General features: G+C 65.9%; 9 protein-coding genes. 2 read left to right on the top strand and 7 right to left on the bottom strand.

Annotated features, from left to right (window positions below; all coding sequences use genetic code 11):
• Window positions 1–7: 7 nt before the first annotated feature.
• Complete coding sequence (locus GF405_01080; protein ID MBD3366749.1) at window positions 8–931, top strand: hypothetical protein; 924 nt, start codon at window positions 8–10, stop codon at window positions 929–931.
• 82 nt (window positions 932–1013) lie between these two features.
• Here the strand turns inward: GF405_01080 and GF405_01075 are convergent, their stop codons facing one another.
• From GF405_01075 to GF405_01045, 7 genes are all read right to left on the bottom strand, one after another.
• On the bottom strand, window positions 1014–4196 hold the full coding sequence (locus GF405_01075) for a pyruvate, phosphate dikinase (protein MBD3366748.1): 3183 nt from the start codon (window positions 4194–4196) through the stop codon (window positions 1014–1016).
• A complete protein-coding gene (locus GF405_01070; GenBank protein ID MBD3366747.1) occupies window positions 4186–5934 on the bottom strand; it encodes a hypothetical protein in 1749 nt (582 codons plus the stop codon). Before GF405_01070 ends, GF405_01075 begins: the two co-directional genes overlap by 11 nt.
• 60 nt (window positions 5935–5994) lie before the next feature.
• The gene (locus GF405_01065) at window positions 5995–7284 is read right to left on the bottom strand and encodes a glutamate dehydrogenase (protein ID MBD3366746.1); all 1290 of its coding nucleotides are present in this window, start codon (window positions 7282–7284) and stop codon (window positions 5995–5997) included.
• Window positions 7285–7480: 196 nt separating this feature from the next.
• Window positions 7481–7963 (bottom strand): PQQ-binding-like beta-propeller repeat protein, encoded by a 483-nt coding sequence (locus GF405_01060; GenBank protein ID MBD3366745.1) that lies wholly within the window; start codon window positions 7961–7963, stop codon window positions 7481–7483.
• 333 nt (window positions 7964–8296) lie between these two features.
• Entirely contained in the window at window positions 8297–8467 is a 171-nt protein-coding gene (locus GF405_01055) for a hypothetical protein (protein MBD3366744.1), read from the bottom strand.
• Between the two features lie 38 nt (window positions 8468–8505).
• Window positions 8506–10596, bottom strand: a complete 2091-nt coding sequence (fusA, locus tag GF405_01050; GenBank protein MBD3366743.1) for an elongation factor G — start codon at window positions 10594–10596, stop codon at window positions 8506–8508.
• Between the two features lie 206 nt (window positions 10597–10802).
• Complete coding sequence (locus GF405_01045) at window positions 10803–11270, bottom strand: Neelaredoxin (protein ID MBD3366742.1); 468 nt, start codon at window positions 11268–11270, stop codon at window positions 10803–10805.
• Between the two features lie 248 nt (window positions 11271–11518).
• On the opposite strand from GF405_01045, the gene GF405_01040 reads away from it, so the two are divergent.
• Window positions 11519–17716 (top strand): choice-of-anchor D domain-containing protein (locus GF405_01040; GenBank protein ID MBD3366741.1); only part of this gene is annotated, 6198 nt, incomplete at its 3' end.

Genomic DNA, 17716 nt, shown 5'->3' with positions numbered 1-17716 from the left:
GTCGAGCGTGTGTAGACCTTCAGTTGGGTGCCGACACGTTCCACGGCAGGAGGACGGTGTGCTCTGGTTCTTCACGTCCGATCTTCATGGTCAGCTGGGCCGGTACCGGTCGCTCTGGCGCCACGTAGAACAGGAGTCGCCCGATGCCGTGCTTCTCGGCGGAGATCTGCTGCCGCACATGTATGCGTCCCTGACGCTCGATCCCTCCCATGCGGACTTCGTCAACGGTGTTCTGGCTCCGGGTTTCCGACGGCTCAGGGAGCAGATGGGCGACGCATATCCGGATGTCCTTCTGATCCTCGGCAACGACGACCCGAGATTCGAGGAGTCGGCCGTTCTCTCAGCGGGGGCCGACGGACTGTGGCGGTACATCCACGAGCGCAGGGTGATGTCCCGCGGCGTGCCGGTCTACGGGTACGCGAACGTCCCGCCGACGCCGTTCCTGCTCAAGGATTGGGAACGCTATGACGTCTCGCGATTCGTCGACCCCGGCAGTGTCTCTCCCGAGGAGGGACGGCGTACCGTTCCGGTCGACGCGCGCAGGGTCAGGTACGCCACGATCATTGAGGATCTCAACCGACTCGCGGGAGAAGACGAACTCTCCAACGCCGTGTTCCTTTTTCACTCGCCACCCTACGAGACGTGCCTGGACCGGGCGGCGCTCGACGGTCGGATGGTCGACCATGTCCCGCTCGACGTGCACGTCGGCAGCATCGCGATCAGACGGTTCATAGAGCGGAGACAGCCCGCCGTGACGCTGCACGGACACGTGCATGAGTCCGCCCGGCTGACGGGACACTGGCGCGACGTGATCGGACGAACGCATCTTCTCGGAGGGGCGCACGACGGTCCGGAACTCGCGCTTGTCAGGTTCGACCCGCTGCAGCCGGAAAGCGCAACCCGCGCGCTCGTTCCCGCCGCGGGGGAGTAGTCGGCTCACCCCACGCACCCGGCAAACAGGACGCAGGCGCAGAGAGCGCCCGCATCAGGAACTGCGTCCGGAACGGCTCGGGCTACGCTTCCCCGATGGGGAGCTCCCGGGCCGCGTCAGTGACTGCCCCGATCTTCGCCGCGTAGCTCGTCTTCTTCTCGATATCATCGTCTGTCACGACGTGCACATCGAGGAGGTTCTCGGTGCGGTAGCCCGTACGGAGGAAGTTGAGCTCGGACAGGCATCGTCCCCACCCCTCGAGCCAGGACGTGAGCTCCTTGCGCTGTTCGTCGGTTCCTCTGTGATGAACGATGAGGTCGATATCGCTGGCGGGTCCCGCCGTCGCGTTCTTGGTGCTGCCGAAGACGTACAGCGCTTCGACGCCGAACCGCTCCGGATCGAGGTCTGAGGCGATTCGCTGGGCCATGCGCAGTCGCCACTGCCAGTACTGGACCGGTGGCCGCTGCGGCGCCTCGTGTGTCTCCCGGCGACGCACGGGCGCTTCGGAGGGGTCGTCGATCATCGCGAGCGCCTCATCGAGGTCGGCGTTCATCAGGACGCGCAGGATGCGCCCTTCCGTGTTCGCCGGCACGTCGATGATGTGAAGCGTGTCAGCGAGGTGTTCGAACTTCGGAAGCATGGAGGGGAGGAGGTTCTCAGCCTTCCTGAGGAAGACCTCGTTGAACACAACTCCCTCCTCGTCCGGGTAGAGAGGCAGATAGCGTATGCGCGACTCGACGAGGTCCTGGAAGAAGTGCGTGCCGAAGGAAAGGTCGGGCACGTACTCTCCCTTCCGTCTCGCGATCTCGATGAGCATCGCCGTGTTCGAGATGTCGGCGTATGTCACGCTCACACCGAGTCGCACATCGCCCCGGCTGCCCCATCTGCCGGGCCCGAGCAGGATGAAGCGGCGCGAAGGAAGCACCTGATTGAGACGGCCGACCGCCTTGGCGACCTCCCGCATCGCTGCCTCGTCCGGGAGTGAAGAGTATGCCTCGGGATCGACGTAGACGATGTGCGTGATGTCGGGGATCCAGCCGTTCGACACGTGGCGATCGGCAGTGAAGACGATGTCCGATCTCGATACGTCCTTCGGTATCGGTGCCGGTCCCTCCTGTTCACCCATGCTCTGCGGCCGGCACTGGAGCAGGTGGAACCTCTCTCCGTCGTGGGCGAACTCGATGTCGACCGGGGTGCCCAGTTCCCGTTCGAGAAGCTCGAGGATGTTCCTGAGCTCCGAGACGAACTCCGTCTCCTTTGCCAGCGCGTCGAACGTGGCGACGTAGTCCTGTTCATCCGGGTTGAAGAGCACCTTCGGCGGCGCCTTCCTGAGCATGTCGCCGTCGAGCACAGAGAATACCCGGTCGGCCGCCGGGTAGTCGGAGCCGACCTCCTTCAGAATCTCGTCGAGGCGGCGTGACTCGAGAGTCCCCGTCTCGAGGTTGATGACGTCGATCCAGCTCGGGGAGTAGCGGACGATCTCGTCGACGGCCACGTTGGCCCGCAGATCGGGCTTCCCGGGAACGAGAAGTACCGGATAGTCGTCCCCGAGCCTGTCGACCGCCCGCGTTCCGAGTCCCGGGACGATCCGGATGAGTCCGTCCTCCCGGTCGATCCTGGGCGACCACCGGAACTCGCTGTTCGAGAAGGCGACACCGGCGAAGGAGGGGAAGAAGTACTTCCCTACGCGGCGGCCGACGACCTCCTGGATCAGAATCCCCATTTCCTCATTGAACTCGAGCAGACCGCGCTCCCTTCGGTACTCGATGGGGTCGGGTCCGAAGGTCGACGCATAGACCTCCGAGATGGCGTCGGCGACCGCACGCAGTCGCTCGGACTTCGTGCCGGTGTTCGCCAGGAAGAGGCTCTTGTACTTTCCGGAGAACGCCGTGCCGAGACGGTCCTCCAGAAGGCTCGAGCTCCTGATGATGAGCGGCACATCCCCGAAGTCGTCGAGGGCGACCGACAGGCCGTTCATCATCCGCGTGGGGAAGGTCGAGTTCTTGAACAGTCTGATGATGTCCGGGTACTGCTGACGGACCTCGTCGATCTCCTTGAACTTCTGTTCGATCACGTCCTGCAGATCGTTGTGTCCGATGAAATCCAGCAGCCCGTCGGACGGCAGATACCAGGTACGGGGAATGCTGATCTCGCCGACGGGCTGTTCGGGTGAGGCGCTCGACTTCAGGATCCTGTGCGCCAGCAGCATGCCGGCGCTCTTGCCTCCCAGTCGTCCGTGGCTTCCCGCGGGGATGATCATGCGGCCGGCCAGTTCCGCGAAGTCCTCGATCTGCACATGTTCCTTGGCGACCCGGACGAAGTCGACCTGCTCCGTCAGGAGCCGCTGCGTCAGGGACACGCGGAGAGTCTTGAGGGTGGACGACCTGAGCAGTGACTTGTCCTGGATGCCGTACTGGAACCGCCGGAGCGCATCGACGATCTCGGGCAGCGGCGAGCGCGGGTTGTTGAGTACGCGGAGGAAGCTCGAGGCCTTGTCCTCGAGCATCCAGTTCTGTACACGCGTGAGGATCTCGCGCTCGCTCAGGTGCTTGCTCGCGAGCTCGAACGGCTTGTCGGACAGAAGGTAATCGCGGTCCTGGGCGACACGGCAGGCGGGGACGTTGACCTCGCCCGGCGAGGTCCCTTCCTCTTCCCGGCTCCCCGAGCCCATCACCTCCTGAGCTTCCCCCACACCGATCTGGCAGAGGTGATTGAGCATCTTGTGCGCGATGCGGAGGTAGAGGCCGCGGTCCGATTCCCTCAGAAGATGCAGCGGACTGCGCCAGGCCTCCTGTTGTTCGCCGGGCGCGCCGCCGCGCATCGCCTCCCAGTCCTTCTGAAGCTCCTGGAGACGCTGCCTGAGAAGCGCATGTCCGATCAGATCGGCGATGGTCCTGATCAGCCGGACCTCTTCCTTGAGGAAAGGTCCGACGTTCTCCTGCGGCCGCCGCTCTGTGTAGAAAACCTCGATGCGTCCGGCCTTTTTCCCCTGGACCGTGATGTCGCCGCGAAGCACCCACGGTGTGGTCTCGAAGTCCTCGAGACGGTAGACGGCTCCCTCGAGCGTGATGACGGCCTTACAGATGTCGGGATACTGCCACCCGGCGGGAACCGCCTTGAGGACACCCCGCAGGGCCACATCGAGGTCTCTCTCAGTGAGCTGGAGCGCCTCCTCGACGTGATAGAGACAGTTGAGTTCCTTCGCGCGCTCCTGGAGCGAGGTCAGCAGGACGTCCGGAGCTTCGCTGCGTTTCTCATCCGACATGGTCGATGACCCCTCTGCCTGAGTGTCCGTCGACGCGGACCCTGAGCGGTTTCTCCAGCCGCACGTGGCGCACGAGGTCAGTCTCCGATGTCGCGGGCAGTCCGTCAAGGACGTCCCAACGAATGCCCGCGGCGTGGGCGCGCGGAACCGACAGATAGAGCACGCGGAAGCTCAGGAGATTGTGGAAGAAGTGCGACCCCTGACTGAGGTCCGGGTTCATGCCCGGCATCGTCGCCTCGACGATGACACGAGCGCTGCTTACCTGGCCCCAGTCGACCGGTATGCCGAGCCACGGATCCGAGCTGCCCCACCTGCCGAAGCCGATGAGCAGCGAGCGTTTCCCGTCCTTGATGAGCGCCCGGTTGATCTCGTCGATGTCCCTCGCGATCCTCGGCGTGTGCTTCGCCTCGAAGACGTCGGGCCTCGCGTAGATGATGTCTTGGATGTCGTTCCGCTCGCCGTTCCCCAGGACGTTCCGCGAGGCGACGAGCGCCGCCTCGTTCACGAGGTCCTCATCAGTCACGGAGACCTCGTCGAGCGAGACCATCATGGGCCGGGCCTGGAGAAACCCGAACCTGGGCCGCTTCCGCCCGAGCGGGTCGAGTGCGACAGCGAACTCGATCTCGACCTCGCCTCCGAGCGCCTCCCTGGTCAGCTCGATGAGCCTGCGCACCAGCGTGTTCAGCGGCAGTGTGTCCAGCGTGAGGATCGGCGCGAAGTCCAGCACCTTCGCCCCGTCCTTGCGAAACCCGGGCCTCATACGTTCGGAGTTCGGATCGTAGGTTGAGCAGAGCGTCGTGAGGCTTCCGTCGGACGTGGCGTCGTCGAGCGTGCCGCGGACGAGGTACTCCGTTTCACGGATGGGGTCGTGGGGAGGAGCCGCTCCCATGTTGACAGCCCAGAACCCGGTCTGCGTGTTCTTCATGAGATCTCCGACCCCGGCGTACGGAGGAGGCGCCTTCGGGTGGGCGGGCGAGTACGTCCAGGTGATGCCGCCGTCGACGATCTCCTTGCCGAGACCGAGCGCCAGGTTGACGACGCCATCCGACGGCTCCGACCGTCCGGTGGGGTAGAAGTTGTGGGAGCGCCCCACGCCGCTTATGGCCGGGTAGAAGCGGCTGTTCCACCTCTCACCGACGATCTCCTGCACGATGACCGCCATCTTCTCCTCACGGATGTCACGGTCGATGGTGCCCATGTAGCTCTTCGGTTCAGCGAAGAACGTCGAGGCATAGACGAACTTGATCGCCTCGACGAAGCGGTGGAACCGGGTGTCGGTGTCGGCCTGGTTGTTGGGGATCATCTTGGTGCCGTAGACGCCGGCGAACGGATGGTCGAGCGCGTCCTCGAGGAGGCTGGACGAGCGGACGGCCAGCGGCCGGTGAACGTCCGAGATGAGCGAACGGAGATCGCCGACGAACTCGGCGGGGAACTCGGTGCTCTGGAAGGCCCTGGCGATCGCCTCGTCGTCTCGGTCCGAAAGAGCGATGTCGTAGAGGTCGTTGCGCTCCATGAAGCTATCGAAGACGCCGGTGGCGATGACCGTCAGCGTCGGCACGGCGATGTCGAACCCGGAGGACTCGTCTTCGCCGAGTCGCGAGAGAATGTCCCTCTGCGCGCGCAGGAGACCGGCGGCCTTGCCGCCGATGAGTCCATCGCCGATGCGTGTGAAGGTGCTGTCCGCGTCGAGGAACTCGCGGCCGAACTCCGGGAGCTGCGACGCCTCAACCGGTACCATCAAGGCCTCGCTCGTGCTGGAGAAGGGGAGGGACGCCGCGGGCGCCCCTCCCGGAAGGCGTCAGATCCAGCCGCGGTCGCGGCAGGCCTGTGCCACTCTGTTGATCGCGACGACGTACGCCGCGTCGCGCATGTAGATCTTCTGCTTCCGCGCGAGATCGCTCACGGCGTGATAGGCCGAGGTCATTTTGACGTCGAGCTTGCCGAGGACCTCGTCCTTCTCCCAGAAGTAGTTCATGTTGCTCTGGACCTGCTCGAAGTAGCTGCAGGTCACGCCCCCGGCGTTGGCGAGAAAGTCGGGGATCGCATGGATCCCGCGCTCGTGGATGGCGTTGTCGGCCTCTGGCGTCGTCGGACCGTTGGCGCCCTCGGCGATGATCTTGACGCGGTCGCTGATCCTGCCGACGTTCTCACCCGTGATCGAGTTCTCCAGAGCGCAGGGCATCAGCACATCGACATCCTGGTCGATCCACTCTTCGCCGCCGATGACCTCGTAGCCCTTCGACTCGGCCTCGGCCCTGTTGATGCCGCCGAACCGGTCCGTGATGCTCCTGAGTTCCTCGAGGTCGATGCCCTCGGGCTTCCTGAAGGCATAAGCGCACTGGTCGTTCTGGTCCCAGCAGGAGACGCAGACGACCGTGCCGCCTATCTGCGTGTAGAGCTCGATGGCGTACTGGGCGACGTTCCCGAAGCCCTGGACGCTTGCCGTCGTGTCGCTGGGACGGATGTTGAGCTCCTTCAGGGCCTCTCGCAGCGTGTAGACGACACCGTAACCGGTCGCCTCCGTCCTGCCCAGCGAACCACCCATCCCGACCGGCTTCCCGGTGATGAGACCGGGGTAGTGACCGCCCTCGATCTGCTCATACTCGTCCAGCATCCAGAGCATGTGCTGTGCACTCGTCATGACGTCCGGCGCCGGGACGTCGGCGACAGGACCGACGTTCCGCGCGAGAGCACGAACGAACCCGCGGCAGATGGCCTCCTGCTCGCGGGCGCTCAGGTTGTGCGGGTCGCAGATGACGCCGCCCTTGCTGCCCCCGAGCGGGATGTCGACGACCGCGCACTTCCATGTCATCCACATGGACAGAGCGCGAACCGTATCGATCGTCTCCTGTGGGTGGAACCGGATACCGCCCTTGCCCGGACCCCGGGCATCATTGTGCTGGCACCTGAAACCCTGGAAGACCTGGACACTGCCGTCGTCCATATGGACGGGGATCGTGAAGTGGTATTCTCTCATCGGAGTGCGCAGAAATGCGCGTGCGCCTTCGTCCAGCTCGATCATATCTGCGATCCGGTCGAACTGGGCGCGAGCCATCTCGTACGGATTGAAGGCGCCCTTTGCTGCCATTGGAACCCTCCGTCAGTAGAGACGCTGAATGGTCACCGAACCCGCCCCCCGGCATCGCCGACCCTTGTCGACCGCCGCGCGGATCCAGGACCATTCCGTTGCAGCCCCACCCTTGCGTTCGGGCAGGCCAACCTCCAAGCCTACCCGGAAGTGAGCAGCGCGTCAAGAAAACACGGCCCCTCTGGCCCTGCGGGACCTAGGGGACGATCTTCGTGAGTTCGGGCGGCGCACCGTACGTTACGATCCACAGGTAGCCGTCGCGGACCGTCAGGTCGCCGTGCGTCTCGCTGTAGGGCACCGTCCAGTTGACCGAGCCGTTCCCGGGGTGCACGCAGTAGAGCGTGTCTCCCTCGTCGATGGTCACCCAGAGGTTCTCCCCGTCGTACGCGAGCCCGCTCGGGCTGTCGCTCCCTCCGGGCGTCGTCAGTGTTCCGGTCTCCGTCCCGTCGGGCATGTAGACGTGGATGAGCCCGTCGCCCTGGGTGCCCGCGTTGTTCATGTCGCTCCCGTAGTAGAAGACCTCGCCGTCCCAGGCGACGCCGCCCGTCTGCGCGGAGTAGGCGGTGGGGAAGTAGGAGAGCTGGGCACCGGTCTCCGGGTCGCGTTCGTGCAGATAGGAGTTCTCAGAGACCCAGAGATTGTCACCGTCCCACGCGAGCGACCCTGTCCAGTTCGTCAACCCCGGGATCGAGTCGATGCGCGCACCGGTCGTCCCGCTCAGCTTGTAGATGTCGCCCGTCCAGGTGGAGATCCAGAAGTCCTGGCCGTCGTTCGTGAAGCCGGCATAGTAGGCCCGCTGGAGGATCGGTGGGAGCGCTATCTGGTCAACGACCGTTCCGTGATCGGTCCGGAGGGTGAGCGTGGCAGTGGCGGTACCGGTATCGCCGCCGTCCCGGGCCTGGACCGTGGCTGTGATCGTGTCGCCTGCAGCGTATCTGTGGTTGACGGTCTGCGCGCCTGTCCAGTCGGTGTCCCATGTCCCGTCGCTCTCGAAGTCCCAGCGGTACTCGATCTAGCGCGAGCCGCTCGATCGGGCCCCGGCGGTGAGCGTGAAGTCCGTGATGACCGTTCCGGTCGGCGGATCGACCGACAGCGACAGGTTGACGACGGCGGTCGGCGATGTGCTGTCGCTGCAGCCGGCGACGAAGGTCGCGAGAGCAATGAGCAGGCAGAGCTTCCTCATGACCCACCTCCCTCGAGGTTTCGGCGCGGCGCGCCGGATCAGTTCCCTTCGCCTTCCCCTTTCTCCTCGACGATCTCCTCGGCAATGGCGTACGGCACGGCCTCGTATCGCTCGAAGTGCATCGTGAACTGACCGCGTCCGCTGGTGATGTTCCGCAGCTCCGACGAGTAGCCGAACATCTCGGCCAGCGGCACTCGGGCGCTCGTCACGGTCACGGTCTGCTTCGGCTCCATGTGCTCGATGTGACCACGCTTGCCGCAGATGCTGGACGTGACGCCGCCCGTGTACTCGTCGGGCGCCATGACCTCGACGCTCATCACGGGCTCGAGGAGCTCGAGGCCGGCCTTCCTGCACGCCTCCCGGAAGCCCCGGGACGCGCAGGTCCTGAATGCCATCTCAGATGAGTCGACCTCGTGGTACGACCCGTCCAGGAGCGTCGCCCGGACATCCACCATGGGGGCCTCGGCGTAGGGGCCCTTCGCCATGGCATCCAGGAAGCCGCGCTCGACCGCAGGGATGTACTCCCGCGGTATGCGCCCGCCCTTGACCTCGTCGCGGAAGTCGAAGCCCGAGCCCGGTCCGCCCGGGTCCAGCCTGAACTTGATGTGCGCGTACTGCCCGTGACCGCCGGTCTGCTTGACGTGCTTCTCCTCGTGCTCGACCGTTCCGACGATCGTCTCGCGGTAGGCGACCTGCGGCCTGCCGACCTCGGTCGCGACATTGAACTCACGCTTCAGGCGGTCGACGATGATCTCGAGGTGGAGCTCCCCCATACCGGAGATGATCGTGTCCCCCGTCTCCTCGTTGGTCGCCACCGTGAAGGTCGGGTCCTCTTCGGCGAGTCTGATGAGCGCCTTCTGGAGGTTGTCGCGGTCCGTTCTGCTCTGCGGCGTGACCGCCATGCTGATCACGGGCGCCGGGAACTCGATGGCCTCGAGGATGACCGGATGCTCCTCGCTCGTGAGCGAGTCGCCGGTCGAGGTGTCCGCGAGTCCTACGACGGCACCGACCTCGCCGGCGTGCAGCATCTCTATGGCCTGCCTGTCGTCGGCGTGCATCTCGAACAGGCGACCCACCCGCTGGCGCTTCTCGCGGACGGCGTTGTAGACGGTCGCGCCGGAGTTGAGCGTGCCCGAGTAGACCCGCACGTACGTCAGTTTTCCCATGTGGCGGTCGGACTGGATCTTGAAAGCCAGCGCGGCCAGCGGCGCATCGTCGTCGGGGTGTCGGACGATCTCCGCGTCGCTCTCCGGCTTCACGCCGATGACGGGAGGCACGTCGAGAGGGGAGGGCAGATAATCGATGATCGCGTCCATCAGCCGGCGAACGCCCTTGTTCTTGAAGGCGGCGCCGCAGAGGACGGGAATGACGTCTCCGGCGATCGTTGCCTTTCTCATGGCGGCGACGCATTCGTCGCGCTCAGGGGTCTCACCCTCGAGGAACTTCTCCATCAGGCGATCGTCCTGTTCGCTGATGCGCTCGATCATGATCTCCTCGGCCGCCCGCGCCTTCTCCAGGAGCTCGTCGGGGATCGGTTCCTCCCGGATGTGGATCCGCTTGCCGTCGTCATCGAAGTAGACGGCCTTCATGTCCACGAGGTCGATGATCCCCTCGAAGGAGTCTTCGGCACCGATCGGCAGGACGACAGGCACGGCGTTCGCGCCGAGTTCCTCGTGGATCTCACGCACCACACCCTCGAAGTCGGCACCGATGCGGTCCATCTTGTTGACGAAGGCGATGCGCGGCACGCCGTGCTTCTCCGCCTGTCGCCAGACGGTCTCCGACTGAGGCTGGACGCCGCCGACGGCGCAGAAGAGCGCCACGGTGCCGTCGAGCACCCGCAGAGCGCGCTCGACCTCCGCCGTGAAATCGACGTGACCCGGCGTGTCGATGATGTTGATCCGGTGGTCCTTCCAGTAGGCGGTCGTCGCGGCCGACGTGATGGTGATGCCGCGCTCCTGCTCCTGGACCATCCAGTCCATGGTCGCCTGGCCGTCATGTACCTCGCCGAGACGATGGGTCCTTCCTGAGAAGTAGAGGATCCGCTCGGTGACGGTCGTCTTGCCGGCGTCGATGTGCGCCATGAGTCCGACGTTCCGGACCCGCCTGATGTCGACGTTCCTGGGCATGGTCTGCTCCGCTGTCTCACGTGTGAATGGGTTCGCGCGCAGGCTAACCCTCGTGGAGGCCCGCGTCAAGCGGGCCGGGGCCGAATGGTGTGAGGAGCACGTGCGGACGGCCCGGTCGACCATATCGGCCGACGTGGGATCGGCAAGAGACGGCGGGGCGGACATCCCCGCCCGCCCCGCATTACACGGATAACCTCGTCCGGGAGCTACTCCGCGATCGTGATCTCCTTCATGCTCTCCCAGAGCCCGTGGATATTGCAGAACGAGGTCGCGTACAGCGTGCCGGGCACCCCGGTCCTCATGCGGAACATGGCGACGTGGTCGGTGTAGATCGTGCTGGTGTTCGGCCCGGCCGTCGACTCGCCGTGGGCGCCGAACTCGACGCTCCCGATCTCGTAGGCGAAGGGCGAACCCTCGGGCATGAAGTAGAGCCTGGTCCAGCGGATGTGGTGCTCGGTCGTGTTCGGGTGGTTGATCTCCTTGCCGACGGAGACGATGATGTCCGTCATCTCACCCGGGACGAAAGCGTCGGGGCACTCTATGACCGGGACGTGCTTCTCCGTGGCCCAGTCGTCCTCCTGGTAGATCTCACCAACGTCGGCGTGCGCGGGAGCGGCAAGCCCAGCCGCGAGCAGGAGGGCCGGGAGCAGAAGAAGCCTGCGGAATCGCTGCATGTCGTTCTCCTTGTGATGAGCGCTGACCGTCACGACGTGACAAGCATGAACCACGCTACCCGGTCGCCGAATGAGAGTCAAGGACCCGCGGCAGCCGGGGGTGCGGTCGTCGCCTACTGAGGGGGCGCACTATATGTGTAACCGGGTTGACGTTGGACTCGTTTCGGAGCTATACTGAACACGGTCGGGCGAGCCTCACAGTGGACCGGTGTTCGCCCTCCATCGGTCCGACCGACGGAAGGTGCCGGATGCCCATGCGCGCTCCGCTCCTTGCAGCACTCCTTCTTCTCACCAGTGTGACCACCCTCTCCGGTGATGCTCCGGAGCGTCCGTACGTACCAGGCGAGATCATCGTGTCGTTCAGCGAGCGCGCGCCCGCAGGGGAGCGCGCCCGGCTTCTTCTCGACCTCGGCGGGACGGTCGTTCGCCACATCGGGCTGATCGACGCGGACCTCGTTGAGCTGTCGTCGCTGACTGTGGAGACGGCGCTGGCCCGCTGCGGCGAGAGCGACGCTGTGGTCTTCGCCGAACCGAACTACCTTCTCGCACTCGCGAGCGTCCCCAGCGACTCTCTCTTCCCCTCCCAGTGGTCGCTTCACAACACCGGCGTGGGAGGGGGCTTAGTCGGGGCCGACATCTGTGCACTGGACGCGTGGGACATCACGACCGGTTCGCGCGATATCCTCGTGGCCGTGCTCGACACCGGCGTGGACCTCGACCATCCCGACCTCATCGACAACCTCTTCGTGAACGAGGCGGAGACGCCGCCGAACGGGGAGGACGACGACGGCAACGGCTTCATCGACGACGCGCGGGGGTGGGACTTCCGGAACGGAGATGCCGATCCCTCCGATGATCACGGACACGGCACACACTGCGCGGGGGTCGTCGGAGCCGTCGGCGACAACGCGACAGGCACCGCCGGTGTCGCCTGGGAGGTTTCGATCCTGCCGGTCAAGCTGCTCGACCAGAGCGGCATCGGCTGCAACGCCGACGCGATTGACTGCATCGAGTACGCGATCCTGATGGACGCCGACATCATGAGCGCTAGCTGGTCCGGAGGACCGTACTCGCTGGCGCTCGAACAGGCCATCTGGGAAGCTTCCCTGGCCGGCGTGCTGTTCGTCGCTGCAGCGGGGAACAGGGGGCAGGACAACGACGCCTACCCGGTCTACCCTTCCTGCTACGAACCACCGAACATCATCTCGGTGGCCGCTTCCGACGAGCGTGACGCTCTGGCGGACGAGCTGGATTGGGCGTCCAACTACGGCGCGACCACAGTTGACATCGTCGCTCCGGGAACCAGGATCCCTGGCCCGACGCTCGGCGGCGGCTACGGACTCATGTCCGGGACCTCCTCAGCCGTTCCGCACGTCGCGGGTGTCCTCGCCCTGATGCTCGCCGACTCGCCGGATGCGGGAGCTTACGAGCTCGCGTGGCGGCTGCTGACGGCGGCCGAGCCGGTGCTCGGGCTTCAGGGAGCCGTCGCGTCCGGGGGGCGCCTGAACGCACACGCGGCCATCGTGGGGCCCGACACCGTTCAGCCCGCGCCGGTGACCGACCTGATGCTGGAGGAGGTCGGCTCGACGCGTGCCGACATTGCGTGGACGGCCGTCGGAGACGATGGGATGGACGGGATCGCATCGCGGTACGACGTCCGGTACGACACCCTCGAGATCGACGCAACGACGTTCAAGGACGCGCACCAGGTCTCCGAGCCACCCGTCCCGGACCCACCGGGCAGCCTCCAGTCGTTCAGGGTCTCCGGTCTCTCCCCGGGAACGACCTGGTACTTCGCTCTCACATCGATCGACGAATACGGGAACGCCTCCGAGATCTCGAATGTCGCAGAAGGCGTCACGCTCGGAGCGCCCGGTCTTGCCGTGAGCCCGGACTCGCTTGAGGCCACGGTCCTCTCCGGAGCGTCGACAGACGTGTCGCTCCGTCTGTGGAGCATCGGCGAAGGCGTGCTCGATTGGACCGCGACCGTCGATCCGCCTGTCAGTTGGTTCGCCTTTGAGCCCGACGAGGGGAGCATCGCATCCGGCGAATCGTCCCGCGTCGACATCACGTTCAGTACGGGCGGCATCCCCGCAGGCACCCACGAGACAGCGTTCGTCATCGTCTCGAACGACCAGGAGCAACCGGTCCGTCCCGTGTCCGTTCACCTCGACGTGGTCGGGGTCCCGGACATCGAGACGGGACCCGACCCAGTCGACTTCGGAGAGCTCTATGTGTCGTCGACGAGCGTCGAGTCCGTCTTCGTGTGGAACAGCGGAACCGGCACGCTCGATGTGTCCTCGGTCGATGTTGAAGGCGGGCCCTTTGCCACACTCACGGGAGTGTTCTCGCTGCAGCCGGGCGCGAGCCGGTTCGTGGAGGTCTCCTTCTCACCTGAGACGGAGGGTTCCCACACCGGGGAGCTCCTGATCGACAGCAACGACCCGGACACGCCGCTCGTCGAGATCCCCCTCACCGGTTCCGCCGTCCCGCCCCCGGTCGCGGCCGTCTCGCCCGAGTCCGTCGCGGTCGCGTACATGAGCGGGGAGTTGGTCGCGGTCGAGCTTCTTCTGGAGAATCAAGGAGGGAGCCCGTTGAGCTGGAGCGTTGATCGCGAGGTCTCGCTGGGCGACACCGCCCGCGGGGGGAGGGGCCACGGCGACCTGTCGGGTGTGGTCGTCGCGCGCGACCGCTACCACGGTGAGCACCCGAGCGGCCTCTGGTCGGTGATCATCGGCGACCTCACGGACCGCGGCGCCTCAGTCTGTGAGATCGACGAGCCACTGACGCCGTCCGTCCTCGAGTCGGTCGATGTTCTCTGGATCACGGACAACTCGGGAACGTGGTCGTCTCAGGAAATCGCCGCCCTGGGTGAGTGGGTGCAGGCGGGAGGCGGCCTGTTGCTGGAGGGCGACGAGCCGGCCAGTACGGTCTCGTACAACTCCATTCTCCGCGAGATGGGGAGCGGCCTCGTCTACTCGTCCGCGGACGGCGAGCCCGGAACGACGATCTCCATCGTCCCGCACGCTGTGACGTGCGGCGTCGACAGCGTTTACCTGCGCGCGAACGGCGCGTCGATCCCGGAGACGAACCCGCCGTCCCGGACGGTCGTGGCCGACAATGCGGGTGTCGCCGCCGGGGCGGTCTCGATCCCCGGCAGGGGCAGGGTCGTCGCCTTCTCTGACGAGGTGCTGCACGACGGTCACGTCAACCGCGCGGAGAACAGGTCTCTGGCGAACCAGACCTTCGACTGGCTGGCGCTGGGGGTCGACTGGCTGACGCTCCAGCCGACCGGAGGGACGGTCGAGACGGGAGGGTCGGTGGCCGTCGAGGTCTCGGTCGGGAGGGACGGCATGCTCGGGGGGCTGTATCGGACCGACCTCCGCATGCTGACCGGCGATCCCGACACCCCCGAGCTTCACATCGGCGTCACGGCGACGGTGACCGGCTTCCCCTCGATCGCTCTGTCGGACACGCACCTCGACTTCGGGGAGGTCTTCGTCTCGGCGACCGTGCTCGAGACGCTGACGGTGACGAACGCCGGCACCGACTCGCTGCTTGTGTCGTCGGTCGAGGTGCGGGGTGACGGGTTCCATGCGCCGCAGGCCTCCTTCGCCCTGTGGGCGGGAGCGTCCCGGTCGATCGAGGTCGGATTCGCTCCGGCCTCCGAGGGGACCAGGACGGGAACGCTCTCCGTCTGGAGCAACGACGCCGACCAGCCGGAGGCCGTCGTGCATCTCAGCGGCGACGCTCTCCTGCCGCCCGACATCCAGGTTGGTCCGAGCTCGCTCGAGACCGAGATACTCTCGGATCTCCGGGACACACTCGAGCTGGTCGTCGGGAACGTCGGTGCGAGCGGTCTGGTCTGGACCGCGTCCTGCGGTCCGCCTCCTTCAGACGGAGGCCGGCCGACGAGCCCGACGTGGCTCTCGATCAGGCCCGCGTCCGGTGAGATCCTGCCCGGAGCGGCCGACAGCATCGAGGTTGAGTTCGACGCGATCGATCTGGAGGGAGGCGTCTACGAGGCCGTCGTCGTTCTGGTGAGCAACGACCCGGATGAGGGTCAGGTTGCGGTCCCCGTCGTCATGGCAGTGACGGCCACGCCCGACATCGCCGTCGCAGAGACGGCGATCGACTTCGGCGACGTCGTCGTCGGCTACGAGCTGGAGCGACGGCTTGAGGTCCTGAACGAGGGGACGTCCCGGCTTCATGTCGCCGACATCGCCACGACCGACAGCTCGTTCTCCGCTCTGCCGAGTTCCTTCTTCCTCGATGCGGGCTCCGCCCGGGACGTCGAGGTGACCTTCGCACCACGCGGGGGAGGTGCGCTGGAAGGGGCATTGACCATCCTGTCGGACGATCCCGACGAGGGCAGCCTCACCGTGGACTTGGCCGGCACCGGCGTCCTGTTACCGGACGTCTCCGTATCTCCGGTCGGGTTCGAGGTTCTCCTGGAGGACGGCGAGTCCGACGGGTTCGCCCTGTCCATCGAGAACGCGGGATGGGCGCCGTTCGCGTGGGACCTCGACATCTCCAGCGGACCCGGTCAGACCGGCAGTCAGGACCTCGAGGGCCTCGTCATCATGTGGGATCGCTCACACGGACAGCCCGGCATCGGCTGCGTCGGTGACATCGTACAGGAGCTTCGCGACCGAGGGGCCCTGGTCATTGAGAATCACAGCAGCTTCACGCCCCAGGTTCTCGCCCCCTGCGACATCGTGTGGAGCGGCTCGGTTCAGGAGATCTGGCAGCAGTCGGAAAGAGAGGCGCTCTCCGCATGGGTGCTGTCGGGCGGCGGGCTTCTGTTGACCTCCGACCTCGACCAGGACGTTGTCGCCTTCAATGATGTCCTGGCTGACCTCGGCGACCCGTTCGCATACAGCGAGTTCTCGGGGTTTGCGGGAACGACCACCGACATCCACCCGCACTGCATCACGAGGGATGTGACCCGCGTGCATCTCGCATCGAACAGAGCGAGACTGGTCGACGTTGCGCCGCACTCGTTCCTGCTCTTCGCCGACACGGCGGCGATTCCGAACGCAGCCGGGTCTCGGTACGGGGAGGGGAGGATCGTGGCCGTAGCGGAGCAGCTCTTTGAGGACTGGTTGATCTGGAGAGAGGACAACGCCGTCCTCGCTCGCGCGGCCTTCGACTGGCTCGCCTTCGGCGCCGCGTGGCTGGAGCCATCCGACTGGTCCGGCGAGGCACCACCGGGTGGCGGCTCGGACGTCACGCTCACGGCCGACGCGTCGGGGCTCGGACACGGCGTTCACTCGGCGTCGGTCGTTCTTCTGGACAGCGCAAACGAGGTGGCGAACATCGTGGTCCCGTTCGAGCTGCTCGTCGTCGGGGGCAGCCAGCTCGAGCTCTCGGCGACCAGTCTTCGGTTCCCGGACACGTACCATGCGGCGACGTCCAGCGAGACGCTGGTCATCAGCAACAGCGGCACGGCTCCGCTTGTGGTCCACTCCATGTCCACCGACCATACCTGCTTCCGCGCGGACACAACATCCCTCGCGGTCCCGGTCGGCGGCGAAGCGGCGGTACTTGTGAGTTTCTTCGCGGAGGCCCCGGGATGGTTCGAGGGCGAACTCTCCATCGAGAGCAACGACGCCGACATGCCCGTCATCGGTGTGCCGCTCGGGGCGCTCGCGCTGCCGAGCGGGCTGGCCGACGTGTCGCCGGAGTCGCTCTCGACCGAGGTGTTCTCGGGCCTCGCCGAGACGCTCCGTCTCTCGATCGACAACGTCGGAAGCGCCGAGCTCTCCTGGAGCGTCCGTGCGCACGAACCGGGTGCCGGAGACGCAGACCCCTCCGGCGTCATCGACTGGATCGGGTTCGATGCCGTTGCCGGAACGGTCCCCGAGGGGCAGTCACGTGAGATCCGGGTCACCGTGGATGCCGGGGAGCTGGTCGTCGGGGAGCACGTTGCGGAGCTCCTGCTGGAGACCAGCGATCCCCGAGGCTCGACCACCATCATCCCCGTGGCCGTCGACGTCCTGGACTCCTCGCCGGGGGCCGGCGTCGTCGAGACGACGGTCGAGTACGGTGTCGTCACACTGTGCTGGTGGGTTCCAACCACGTTCGGTCTCGACGGGTTCAACGTGTATCGTTCCGTGGATGGGGGGACGACCTTCGACCGGCTCAACGAGTTTCTGGTCCAGCCTGCGACTCAGGGTGGGTACGTCGATGACAGCTGCTGGCCCGGCGGCGAGTTCTGGTACGAGGTCCGGGCGGTCCGAAGCGACACCACCGAGGTGACCGTCGGGACGGGCCCTGTCGCCGTGCGGACCCCCGGAGAGCTGCTCACGGCGCTTCGTCCTCCGAGACCCAACCCGTTCACGGCGTCCACCGAGCTCTCGTTCGACACGCCGGGGAACGGTCGCCGCGTCGTCATCCGGGTCTGTGACGTCGCGGGGCGGCTCGTGCGGACGCTCTACGACGGG

Origin of the sequence: Candidatus Effluviviaceae Genus V sp. (assembly GCA_014728125.1) — a bacterium.
Lineage (GTDB): Bacteria > Joyebacterota > Joyebacteria > Joyebacterales > Joyebacteraceae > WJMD01.
This window is presented reverse-complemented; position numbering and strand designations above follow the sequence as displayed.

Bases quoted from the DNA above. Each gene is read 5' to 3' on its own strand.
- GF405_01075 (MBD3366748.1), bottom strand. From the start codon at position 4,196: ATGTCGGATGAGAAACGCAGCGAAGCTCCGGACGTCCTGCTGACCTCG.
- GF405_01070 (MBD3366747.1), bottom strand. From the start codon at position 5,934: ATGGTACCGGTTGAGGCGTCGCAGCTCCCGGAGTTCGGCCGCGAGTTC.
- GF405_01065 (MBD3366746.1), bottom strand. From the start codon at position 7,284: ATGGCAGCAAAGGGCGCCTTCAATCCGTACGAGATGGCTCGCGCCCAG.
- GF405_01055 (MBD3366744.1), bottom strand. From the start codon at position 8,467: ATGAGGAAGCTCTGCCTGCTCATTGCTCTCGCGACCTTCGTCGCCGGC.
- fusA (MBD3366743.1), bottom strand. From the start codon at position 10,596: ATGCCCAGGAACGTCGACATCAGGCGGGTCCGGAACGTCGGACTCATG.
- GF405_01045 (MBD3366742.1), bottom strand. From the start codon at position 11,270: ATGCAGCGATTCCGCAGGCTTCTTCTGCTCCCGGCCCTCCTGCTCGCG.